Annotated in this window: 7 protein-coding genes and 2 tRNA genes; 7 read left to right on the plus strand and 2 right to left on the minus strand. The window is 60.0% G+C overall.

The window, feature by feature from the left end:
• Window positions 1–61: 61 nt before the first annotated feature.
• Both KDL09_RS21470 and ndk read right to left on the minus strand, forming a co-directional pair.
• A tRNA-Leu gene (locus tag KDL09_RS21470) sits at window positions 62–149 on the minus strand.
• A 44-nt stretch (window positions 150–193) separates the two neighbouring features.
• A complete protein-coding gene (gene ndk, locus KDL09_RS21475; protein ID WP_294389678.1) occupies window positions 194–619 on the minus strand; it encodes a nucleoside-diphosphate kinase in 426 nt (141 codons plus the stop codon).
• Window positions 620–724: 105 nt separating this feature from the next.
• On the opposite strand from ndk, the gene KDL09_RS21480 reads away from it, so the two are divergent.
• The 7 genes from KDL09_RS21480 (at window position 725) to KDL09_RS21510 (ending at window position 10,489) form a co-directional block, all read left to right on the plus strand.
• The gene (locus KDL09_RS21480; protein WP_294389680.1) at window positions 725–1,468 is read left to right on the plus strand and encodes an HAD-IB family hydrolase; all 744 of its coding nucleotides are present in this window, start codon (window positions 725–727) and stop codon (window positions 1,466–1,468) included.
• Between the two features lie 54 nt (window positions 1,469–1,522).
• Window positions 1,523–1,599: transfer RNA gene (locus tag KDL09_RS21485), tRNA-Arg, on the plus strand.
• 310 nt (window positions 1,600–1,909) lie between these two features.
• On the plus strand, window positions 1,910–3,610 hold the full coding sequence (locus tag KDL09_RS21490) for a TolC family protein (RefSeq protein ID WP_294389682.1): 1,701 nt from the start codon (window positions 1,910–1,912) through the stop codon (window positions 3,608–3,610).
• 65 nt (window positions 3,611–3,675) lie between these two features.
• The gene (locus tag KDL09_RS21495; protein ID WP_294389684.1) at window positions 3,676–4,428 is read left to right on the plus strand and encodes an efflux RND transporter periplasmic adaptor subunit; all 753 of its coding nucleotides are present in this window, start codon (window positions 3,676–3,678) and stop codon (window positions 4,426–4,428) included.
• Window positions 4,429–4,452: 24 nt separating this feature from the next.
• Complete coding sequence (locus KDL09_RS21500; RefSeq protein WP_294389686.1) at window positions 4,453–6,279, plus strand: efflux RND transporter periplasmic adaptor subunit; 1,827 nt, start codon at window positions 4,453–4,455, stop codon at window positions 6,277–6,279.
• Between the two features lie 13 nt (window positions 6,280–6,292).
• Window positions 6,293–8,440 carry a hypothetical protein gene (locus KDL09_RS21505; RefSeq protein WP_294389687.1) on the plus strand — a complete coding sequence of 716 codons (2,148 nt, stop codon included), beginning with the start codon at window positions 6,293–6,295 and terminating at the stop codon, window positions 8,438–8,440.
• Between the two features lie 9 nt (window positions 8,441–8,449).
• A complete protein-coding gene (locus tag KDL09_RS21510; RefSeq protein WP_294389690.1) occupies window positions 8,450–10,489 on the plus strand; it encodes a hypothetical protein in 2,040 nt (679 codons plus the stop codon).
• The last annotated feature ends 842 nt before the right edge of the window (window positions 10,490–11,331 follow it).

An 11,331-nucleotide genomic window follows, 5' to 3' on the forward strand; every position in this document is an offset into this window, starting at 1 on the left:
CTACGGTTTGCAGCGTCATGAAGCACCGCAATTCCGGCATAGTGGTTTCCATTATGCGCTCTGGTGCCGATGGCCGGACTCGAACCGGCAAGGGCGTTTCCGCCCAGCGGATTTTAAGTCCGCTGTGTTTACCATTTCACCACATCGGCGTGGGAAAGCCTGCGCCGCGAGTGTAGCGGAACGGTGCCCGGCCTCAATAGCTGAAAATCTCGCCGTGATGGAAGAAGCGCTCGATCTCGATGGCGGCGGCTTCAGGCGAATCTGAGGCGTGGACGACGTTGGTCATCTTGTCAGTGCCGTAATCTCCACGGATCGTGCCTTTCGGAGCCGCCTTGGAATCGGTCGGGCCGAGGAGGTCGCGCACATGGGCGATGACATTGTCACCGCTGAGGACGATGGCGATCACCGGCTTGCTCTTCATGAACTCTGCCACGGTGGGGAAAAACGGACGGTCGGCGATGTGCGCGTAGTGCTCTTTGAGCAGCTCTTCGGTCAGGCGGATCATCTTGCAGCCGCGAATGCGGAAGCCTTCGTCTTCGAAGCGCTTGATGACTTCGCCGTTGATGCCGCGTTCGACGCAGTCGGGTTTGAGCAGGATGAGGGTGTTTTCTTGAGCCATGAGTCTTTGGGGGGAAAGGGCGCGCACAGTGCCGTCCGCCCCTGCATCCGTCAAGGCTGGGAATCTTTTGCCAGATGGAAACGCGGCGCTAGGCTCGGCGCTCGCATGTCCGCCCGTTCGTTTGCCTTTTTCGACCTCGACCACACGCTTCTGCCCTTCGACACGCAGGCGCTGTTCTGCAATTTCGTGCTCCGGCGCGAGCCATGGCGCGTCTTGCTGCATGCGCTGTTTGTGCCGGTGGCACTCGCACGCGCCTGCGGCCTGGCGAGCACCGCGACAGCGAAACGCGCCTTTTTGAGCTACCTGCGCGGCATGCCGCGGGAGCGGCTTGCCAAGTATGCGCACGAATTCGCCGAGGTCTGCGTGCCGAAGTGGGCCTATCCGGATTTGCGCGCCGAGGTTCTGCGCCACAAGCATCAAGGTCGTACGTTGGTGCTGAACACCGCCAGCCCTGATTTTTACGCCCACGAGATCGCCCGCACCCTCGGGTTCGACCATTGCATCGCCACGCGGTTTGAGATCGGCGATCCCTTTCCCGGCATGCCGAGACTCGTTACCGGCAATAACAAACACGAGGCCAAGATCGTCGCGATGGAGGCGGACGTGCCCGGTGTGGCCGATATGAATGAAAAGGAGCGCGCCAACTGCTGGAGTTACTCCGACAGCGCCGCCGACCTGCCTTTGCTCGAATACGCCGGGTTCGCCGTCCTCGTCCATCCTTCGAAGAGCCTCGCAGCCATCGGAAATCAGCGGGACTGGACCATTCTTCATCCGGCCCGTCCCTATCGTACCAAATTGGGCGACATGTTCAGGGTGGTGCTGCAGATGTTCGGATTGCATCCCGAGTGATGTGCGTGCTTGCTCATGCGACAGACGGATTTATGATCGCCGCCGCTTCGCGAGGCGCCCGTAGCTCAGTGGACTAGAGCAGCGGATTTCTAATCCGTAGGTCGCAGGTTCGATCCCTGCCGGGCGCGCCATGGCAGACATGCAGATCTAGATGAGCCAGTAAATGGACAGGGTTTCGGCATGGGCACGGGTCTAGGGATACCGAAATAAGGTCGTTCTGACGAGCTGATTGCGTGGCGCCAACCGCCACAATCATATCGCGCTTAATGTCTTGCCTTGGTGCCGGGCAGCTGACAGTCTCCACAAAATAAGTATAGCGACCTAGGGAGGCTAAAAAACAACCCTTGTGAAATTAAATTGAGCTGTGGGGTAAGAATTGAAATGACGATCTTCCGTAAACCAAACCTAATTTCCCCCGTGTCGCAGGATACATCTCCATGTTTGTGTTGGCGACTCAAGCGCGCCGCCGTCGCCCTGGTGCTTCCTTTCGTGTGCATGGGTGGTAGCGCCAGTGCGACAGAGGAACGCCTGACGCTGCGGGCGGTGATATTGAAAGCGCTGGAGAGCAACAATGACATCCAGATTGAGGAGCTGGGACGGCTCATTGAGGAGGAGAAGATCAAGGTGGCGAGCCAGCCGCTGGATCCGCGGTTTGAGGCCAGCTACAACTACGAGTCGATCCGCACGCCGCAGAATGCGCAGAACTTTGTTGCCACCGGTGGTGGAACGGGTGTTGGCGGCGCACCGTTGCTGACACAACCGAACGTGTTCATGCAGCGCAACCACATCGGCAAGATGACGTTGGTGGACAAGACGGCCTCGGGAACGACTTTTGAGCTGGGGACGACGATGCGGGTGCTCAGCAACAGCCTCAACCGCCGCCTTCCGCCCTCAATTTGGAGTCCGGAATACGAAACCTTCACGGGCCTGACGGTGACGCAGCCATTGATGCGGGGGTATGGCAAGGACGCCAACCTGGCGGAAATCCGCATCGCCAAGGCCAATGCGAAGATTGCAGATTATGAATGGCAGGCGCGGACGTCTGCGGTGGTCGCGGAGGTGATGAAGCGTTATTACGATGTGATTTTCACGCGGGAAAACATCTTGGTGCAGCGGGAGGGGATCGCGCTGGCGGAAAAGCTGCTGGAGGACACCCGGAAGCGCAGCAGGGAAGGTGTGGCCGCAAACAATGACGTGGTGGTGGCCGAGGCGGGGGTTTATCAGCGCAAGGAGGAGGTGCTGGCCGCGGAGATGCAGTACATCGAGAGGCAGAACGCGCTGCAACTGCTCTTCAAACGTTCGGATGATGTTTACATGCAGGGCACCCGGATCGTTCCGGTGGACAAACTCACTGAGACGATGCCTGCGGCCGACCGCAACGCACTGATGGGGGTGGCTCTGAGGAACCGGTATGAGGTCAAGCAGGCGGAACAGTTTATTAATGCGCGCGATGCGCAGAGCCAGCTGGCTCACAGTCAGTCCCGGCCGCGTCTGGATCTGGTGGCCAGCGGCGGACTGCATGGCCTGCAGGGCAACCTCGCAGAAAGTTATTCGCGCGCTTTTCAAGCCCAGGGGCCGGAGTGGACGGCGGGATTCCAATACTCTCTCCCTCTCAATCGCGATCACATGAAGGCGACCGAGCGCCTCGCAAATCATCAGCAGGAACAGGCCGTGGTGCAGGCGGAGAAGACACGGCTGCGCGTGCTGCTGGAGGTGGACACGGTGCTCAATCGTGTGCGCATCGATCAGCAGCGGCTGGCGGCCACCCGCAAGAGCCGTGAAGCGGCGAGACAATCCGCTGATGCGGAGTTGAAGCGGTTGCAACAGGGAGTGTCCACCAGCTTTCAGGTCCTGCAATTGCAGCGGGATTATTCTCAGGCGCGTAGCCGCGAACTGGCCACGTTGGCTGACTTTAACAAGAGTTTGGCGGATCTGGATCTCACAACGGCAACGGTGTTGGAAAAGCAGAAGATCAGTCTGATGTCGGCTCCACCGCGAGAGCCTGCGCCCGCGGTGATGGTGCGCGAAAAGCCTGCCGTGGCTGAGGTGGAATCTTCCAGAATGGTCACGCCCCCGGTGAAGCAAACGCTCGGCTCCCGGATCGGCAAATGGTTCCGCCGCAGTGACAAAGTCTCTCCCTGATCTATTGACCTTTCCGGTTGGGTTGTATTTGGAGCGGGTCGGACTTCTCAATTATTATGCGCTTTGTGCCCACCATTCTTCTGTTCGCTTTCGTTGCGGCTGCCCAAACGCAGGACGTGGCTCGCACGGAATGGCGTGACGGAGTGGCAAAGCCGTTTCGCACGGTAACTTTGAGCGCTTCATTGCGGGAGATGATCACGAAGATCGCCGTGGAGGAAGGTGATCGTGTGACCGAAGGTCAGGTGCTCGTCAGCCTCGAAGCCGAGAAGGAAAAGGTGGCCGTGGAGCGCCTGCAACTCATGCTCGACAAGGCGTTGTTCGATGCCAATGCGGCGAAGCGCCTTTTTGAGCAGAATGTCTCCAGCAAGGACGAGATGATGGTGAAAGAGGTGGAGATGAAGCGCATCAAAGCCGAACTGAAAATCGCCGAGGCTGAAGTCGCCGAGCGTGAAATACGCTCGCCGCTCACCGGGGTGGTGGTGCGCCGGTTTCATGAACCGGGCGAGGCGGTCAATGAAGCGGAGCCGATGCTGCAGGTGATGGATGCGGACCGCCTGCTGCTGCTGTTTCATCTGGAGGCCACCCAGCTTCCTTTGATTCATCTCGGTCAGGAACTGGCGGTGCGGTTTCCCGAAATGCCCGCGGTGAAAGCGGGCATGGCGAAGGTGAATTTCATCGACCCCGAAGTCGATTCACGCAGCGGATTGTTCCGTGTGCGGCTGCTTCTGGACAACAAAGACGGCGTGTTTCGTCCAGGTCTGCGCGCGCAGGCTGCGTTCCCGGCGGATGACTCCAAACCCAAGCCTTCAGGCAATTGATCGACACGAATCTTTTCTGCCTGCATGAATCCTGATCCCACGCCGCCCGGCTTTTTCTCCGACTATGAATTTCTCGCGGGATTCAATGGCGAGCCCGGCGTGTTTTGGAAACGGCTATGCGAATTCGCCCGTGCCCGTCTCGAAGCGGAGTCGGTCTGCCTCCTGCTCGGTGGATCGGCGCCGGGAATGGAAATTCGCGTGCTGGCCCAGGCTCCGCAGGGCGTGGCCAAAGGTCTGGCGAAGGCGGGAGTCAGCACGGAACTGCCGCAGGTCACATCTCCAAATTTCGAGCCGATGCCGGGTCCGCTGGGCAGGCGATTTCAAGCGCTGGTGCTGCCAGCACGCGAAGGTTTGCCGACGCTTTGGATGGTCGCGGAAGGCCTGACCGGTGGAGACTTGGACGATTTGACCGATTCGGTTTCGAAAGAGATTCGTGCGCTGACGGACATGTATCAGGCGCGGCGACATGCGCTGCGCAGCGAGGAAAAACTGCTGACGTTGACGGAAGTTCTCGGGCTCGGGCTCGTGCTGGGAGAGACGACGCATTTCAAGGAAGCAGCACTGCGGGTTTGCCACGAACTCGCGGCACCGATGCGCGCATCGCGCGTGTCGATCGCCTGGCTGGACGGGCAGGATCTCAAATTAAAAGCGACCAGCCATGGCGGGCGCATTTCATCCAACTCACAGGAGGCTCTGGCGCTGCAGCAGGTGATGGAGGAGGCGATGGATCAGGACAACGAGGTGTCGTATCCCGAGATTCGCGGTACATCGGTGATCAGCCGTGAGCATCGCCAGTTTTCCGTCGCGCGTGAAGGCGTTGCCGTGCTGTCCGTTCCGATGCGGCACCCGAAGGATGTCGTGGGGGTCGTTTGTCTTGAGCGTCCGGCGGAAGAAGGCGCGTGGGAGGCCGGCGAAGTCGAGCGCGTGCGATTGCTGGCGGATCTCGTGGCTCCGCGGCTGGAAGGACTGCATGAAAAGACCGGCTGGTTCGGACGCCGAATCTGGCGCTCGGTTCGACGTCGTGCGGCGGGCTTGCTTGGGCATGAGCACACCGGTTGGAAGCTCGCGGCGGTGGTGATCACGATCACTTTTATCGCACTGGCCCTGATCAAGGTTGAACACAAGGTCCGTGCGCCCTTCATTTTAAAGACCGATGCCGCCGCACTAGTCTCAGCACCGTTTCCCGGTTACATTCAGGAAGCGCATTATCATCTCGGCGATGTGGTGAAGAAGGGGCAGTTGCTGGTCGGATTGGATCGCCGGGAACTGCTGCTCGAGCAGGCGGACACCGAAGCGTTGCGCAACAAGGCCGAACGCGAAGCCCGAAGCAACGAAGCGGAGAGCAAGCTCGCCCAGATGCGTGTGGCCCAGGCTGAAGTGCAGCAGGCGGATGCAAAGCTGGCGGTCGTTCGTCACAGGCTGAATCTCACTCGAATAGTGGCGCCGTTCGACGGCGTTGTCGTCGAAGGCGATTTGCGTGAACGGCTTTCTTCTCCGGTGCAGAGCGGCGAACCGCTGCTGAAGATTGTGCAGATCAAAGACTTGTTCGGCCAGTTGCAGGTGGACGATCGTGACGTCTCCTATCTGGCCTCCAACATGACGGGTGAACTGGCCTTCACGAGCCGTCCCGCCGAACACTTTTCGGTTCAAATCGACCGCTTTGAACCCGTGGCCGAGATTCGGCAGGAGGGAACGGTGTTTCTGCTGAGGGCGCACGTGCTGGATGATCCGCAATCATGGTGGCGCCCTGGCATGAGCGGCGTGTGCAAGATCAATGCCGGCAGGCGCTCGTTGTTGTGGATCGGCGGTCATCGTCTTGTCGAAGCCCTGCGTCTGTGGTTCTGGATTTGAGGAGACGATTGTCATGAACCGCGCCCCTACCTTCGACGAATCGTGGCACCGGGTGGAGAATCGTCGTGTGCGTCTGCGGCCCGGCGTCGAAATCTTCCCACAGCGGTTTCGTGGTCAGCGCTGGTATGTGGTGCGTGATGCGCTGGGGAATCGATTCTTTCGCATTCGTCCACCGGCGTATCGGTTCATCTGCGAAATGGAACGCTCCGCCACGGTGGGCGAGGCATGGGACCGCACGCTGGACAACGCCGCCGAGGAAGCGCCGGGGCAGGGGGAGATCGTGCAGCTTTTGTCGCAGTTGCATCAGTCAGGCCTGCTGCGCAGTGACATCGAGGGCGATGTGGCGACGGTGTTTGCCGCGCAGCAAAAGGAACATCGTCGCCAGGTCACAGGCCAGTGGGCGAATCTCCTTTTCATTCGCATTCCACTCATCAATCCGGATCGCTTTTTGCAGCGCACGCTGCCGCTGGTGAGCTGGTTGATCTCGCGGGCGGGGTTCGTTATCTGGCTGGCGCTGCTGGCGTTTGGGGCGAAGGCGATCGTCGAAAACTGGGCGGAGTTTCGCGCTGAAACCGGCGGGCTGCTCGGAGCCGACAATCTGCCCTGGCTCTATGCGGCGATCATCGTGATCAAAGGACTGCATGAATTTGGTCACGGCTATTTTTGCCGCAAATACGGCGGGGAAGTGCCGCAGATGGGCATCATGCTGCTGCTGTTCAATCCGCTGCCGTTTGTGGATGCGTCATCGAGCTGGGCCTTCCGCGAGAAGGGCAAACGGGCGCTGGTGGCTGCAGCCGGGATGATCGTGGAGGTCTTTCTCGCCTCCGTGGCGGCGATCGTGTGGGCGAACAGTGGGGAAGGACTGGTGCATTCCGTCGCCTACAACGTTGTGATCACCGCCTCGGTCGGCACGCTGATTTTCAATCTGAACCCGCTGCTGCGTTTCGATGGTTATCACATCCTCTCGGATCTGCTGGAGGTGCCGAATCTGCAGGGCAGGGCGACGCGGACGGCACTCTACATGGTGGAGAAGTATTTCTTCCGGCTGCCCAACTCAACGAATCCGGCGGACACCAAGACGGAAACCTTCTGGCTGGTGTTTTACTTCGTCGCAGCCTTTATCTACCGCATTCTGCTGCTCGTCGGTATTCTGCTGCTTGTCTCGCACTGGTTCTTTGTCATCGGCATGCTGCTGGCGATCGGATTTGCGTTTATGTGGCTGGTGATGCCTGTGGTCAAAGCGGTGAAATACCTGTGGTCGAGTCCAAGGCTTGAAGCTCGACGTGGTCGTGCGGTGGGCCTCACGCTGGCACTTTTCATCACGATCTTCGGCGTAATCGCCTTCGTGCCGATGCCAAATCACTTCCGCGCGGCAGGCGTGGTTCGTGCGGATCCTTTTGCACACGTTTTTGCCGGAACGGCGGGCAAGGTAAGCGAGATCATCGTGGCTTCCGGAACGATGGTCGAGGCGGGCCAGCCGTTGTTGCGATTGACGAATTTCGAATTGGATCGTGAGATCGAACTGGCAAGCCTGAGCCTTCAAGTGGCGCAGATGCAGCAGCGCGAGGCCTTGGAATTTGATCCTGTGCGCCACCTCAGCCTCGAGGGTTACCTGACCGCGACTCGTGCCCGGCTTGCAAAGTTCACGGCGGAAAAAGAGGCGCTGGTGGTGGTGGCACCGGCCGCGGGCCGTTGGATCGCGCCGGAGATGATCTCGGTGGTCGGCGCGACCTTGCAACGCGGCACCGAACTGGGCGTGGTGCAGGGCGAGGGCAGCCACTATCTGGCCGCCGAGGTGCGTCAGGCCGATGTGGCGCGGTTGTTTGGTGGCAATGTGAAGGGCACCGGCGTCAAGATCCGGGGGCAGGAACAGCACACTCTGGCGGTGTCCGATTTGCAGGCGATTCCGGCTGATCGCGATCCCGCTTCGCAGGATCCGAGAAAACGGGGACGTGGTGGGATTCAGGGAATGGATCCGAGACGCGGCTCGCCGAGTTCTGAACCGTTTTTCGAGGTGCGTGCCTTTCTCGTGCCGCAGTCTGAGTGCTATCTCGTGCATGGGCAGCAGGCCGTTGCCCGGCTCGATCTGCCCTGGGAGCCGCTCCTCACCCAGTGGGTCCGCAGCCTGCGCCAGCTCTTCCAGCGCAACTACCGCGTGTGATTTTCCGCCATGGCCACTCCCACTGATCTCCAGCGAACCGTGCATGTGCGCCGGCACCCGCCGGAACTGCAGGGGCTGGATGCATTCAGTTATCGCTGCGCCGGCTGGTGGCGGCGTGCCGGGTGGCGACGTCGGGACCTGGCGGCCAGCGCGGCGCGAATCGATCAGGCGCGGATCAAATTCGCCACGCTCGACGACAGCGGACTGAACGAGCGACTGCAAAGCCTGCGCAGACAACGGCGTGCTCAACCGAATGCGATGGAAGAGGTGCTCGAAGAGGGTCTCGCCCTTCTCGCGGTCGCCGCTCAGCGAGAACTGGGGCTGTCCGCCTATATAGTACAGCTCATGGCTTCGGCGGCATTGGCGCGTGGATTTCTTGTCGAAGTGGATACGGGCGAAGGCAAGACTCTGGCTCTGGCGCTGACCGCCGCGTTCCAAGCATGGACGGGCCGTCCCTGCCATGTGATCACCGCGAACGACTATCTCGCCGGACGCGATGCCGAGCAGCTCGAATCATTTTATCAGCGTGCCGGTTTGAGCGTCGGCCGGGTATTGGGCGACACTCCGGAGGACGACCGACGTCGCGCCTACAGCCAGAGCGTCACTTACACGACCGCCAAAGAGGTGGCGGCCGATTACCTGCGCGATCGTCTTCGGCTGCAGGGCTTGGAGGAATCCGGAGCGCGGCTGGCCCTCACGCGCATGGTCGGCGGAGGTCGAGCTTCGGCTGCGGAACCGGTGCAGCGCGGGCTGTTTTTCGGGCTGCTCGACGAGGCGGACAACGCCCTCATTGATGAAGCGGTCACCCCCCTGATCATCAGCCGGACAATGGAGCCCGGGGAACTCGAAACCGCCTGTGCGGCGGCCTGGCAGGCGGCGTCAGCCTTGAAAAACGGAGTCGATTATCAGGTCAATCCGGCTCGCCGGTCCATCGATTTTGCCCCGGGGCGGCTCGAGGAACTCGCAGCCGGATATGAGGTGCCGGATGCCCGCCTTTGGTCCAGTCTCGGTCGAAGAGCGGAGCTGCTTCGACTGGCCCTCGAAGCGCGTGAATTCTTCCGACGGGATGAGCAGTATGTGCTCGACGAAGGCAAGGTGGTCATCGTCGATGAATCCACCGGCCGCCCGATGCCCATGCGCACCTGGCGGCAGGGCCTGCACCAGATGATCGAAGTGAAGGAGGGCGTTTCCATGTCCGGAGCCTCAGAGACGTTGGCCCGCATCTCCTTTCAGAGCTACTTCCGCCACTATCAGAACCTGGCAGGAGCCTCAGGCACGGTGCAGGAAGTCGCTTCCGAAATCTGGCGCACCTATGGGCTCCCGACCCTGCGCGTCCCCCGCCATTTACCCAGCCAGCGGCAGTTTCTCGGCTGGCGGTTCTATCCCGACATGGCCTCAAAAACAGCCGCCATCAGCGCTGAAATCAGGGTCCGACATGCGCGCGGCCAGCCGGTGCTGGTGGGGATGCGCAGCGTTGAGGCGAGTGAGACCTTGGCCGAACCGTTGGTGAACGAGGGGATGATCCTCTATGTGCTCAATGCCAAACGGCATCGCGAAGAGGCGCTCATGGTGATGCAGGCCGGTCATCGCTCCCGTGTCACCATAGCCACCAACATGGCAGGACGCGGCACAGACATCCGTCTCGAACCGACGGTCCACGTCCTCGGAGGGCTGCATGTGATCGCCTCGGAACCTCACGAAAGTGCCCGTGTGGATCGCCAGTTGTTCGGACGTGCCGCCCGCCATGGGGACCCCGGTTCGGTGCTTGCGATGTACAGTGCCGAAGATCCGCTGTTTGTCAGATTTGTGCCTCTAAGGGTGCGTCAGATATGGATCCGAATGCTGAGAAGTAACGCCAGGCCTGTTGCCTGGTTGGGGCGAAGATTAGGGTGTGTCCTGTTGTGGTGGAGCCAGTTTCGAGCCCAGTCTCAGGCCGTGCGCCGCCGCCGTCAGGTGATGCAAACCGAGACCGAGATCACCGGCGGCCTAGGATTCACCCAAGGTTTTGCCCGGCCCTTGAGGAGGCCTAATGCAGTTTGCGGCAGCTGATATAAGGGCATGTTTTGGATTAAATCTTGCTTTGTTCACCCAAAGAGAAGTAACGTTTTAAAATGCGGTTAATCGTTTGATTGGCCCTCTTTGTTTTGATGAATTCCTCCCAGAATCGGCATATGCCGATGCATGGAGCACGGCGAGAGCGCCTTGGTGGAATTGCTGTAGGCGCGTATCTTTTGGAGGCTTTGGAACCGCGAATTCTGCTCTCAGCGGCACCTGTGGATGTTCCGCTTCCGGAGCCCCAGACACCGGATCCTGGCATCAATGAGAGTCCTCTGGACTCCCAAATTCAGACCGAACATGTGCTCTGGGAGACCCCTGAAACGGACGCAGATGAGGTGAAGAGTGCGGCTGATTCTGATTACATTTTCGGTGAGACGGAACCGTTTGATCCGGGATCAGACACGATCGCGGACCCTGCAGAAGCGGGTGCTTTGACGGAGGAAGATCCCGTTCAGCAGCCCCCGTCAGGCCTGAGTTTTGAGAGTGAGGGGCTGCAAATTCCTTCTGATGCAGAGTCCGTTGTTGAAGAAACAACGGGTGAAAACTCAGCCGTTTTGACACAAGAACAGGGCGGTCCTCTGAGTGCAGGCGGGACTGAATCCGGTGCGATTCCCACTTCGGAAACCACCTTTGGGAATGGGACTTCGGCGGAAATCGCCAACCCAATCCCACAGCAGTTGATCGAAACAAACACTGCTGCGAACGGACCGCCAGCACAGTTCCAATCCAATGTTCTTTCTGATTCACTCTCTACGTACCTCGGCTATGCAGCGCAAAAAACCGCTGACGATGAGCTGAGTGTTTTCATTTCTGGGGGCATCGATCTCTGGAAT

The organism is Prosthecobacter sp., from assembly GCF_020439865.1.
GTDB lineage: Bacteria > Verrucomicrobiota > Verrucomicrobiia > Verrucomicrobiales > Verrucomicrobiaceae > Prosthecobacter.

Excerpts from the sequence above, each read along its gene's own strand:
- ndk (WP_294389678.1), bottom strand. The coding sequence starts at position 619 with ATGGCTCAAGAAAACACCCTCATCCTGCTCAAACCCGACTGCGTCGAA.
- KDL09_RS21480 (WP_294389680.1), top strand. The coding sequence starts at position 725 with ATGTCCGCCCGTTCGTTTGCCTTTTTCGACCTCGACCACACGCTTCTG.
- KDL09_RS21500 (WP_294389686.1), top strand. The coding sequence starts at position 4,453 with ATGAATCCTGATCCCACGCCGCCCGGCTTTTTCTCCGACTATGAATTT.
- KDL09_RS21505 (WP_294389687.1), top strand. The coding sequence starts at position 6,293 with ATGAACCGCGCCCCTACCTTCGACGAATCGTGGCACCGGGTGGAGAAT.
- KDL09_RS21510 (WP_294389690.1), top strand. The coding sequence starts at position 8,450 with ATGGCCACTCCCACTGATCTCCAGCGAACCGTGCATGTGCGCCGGCAC.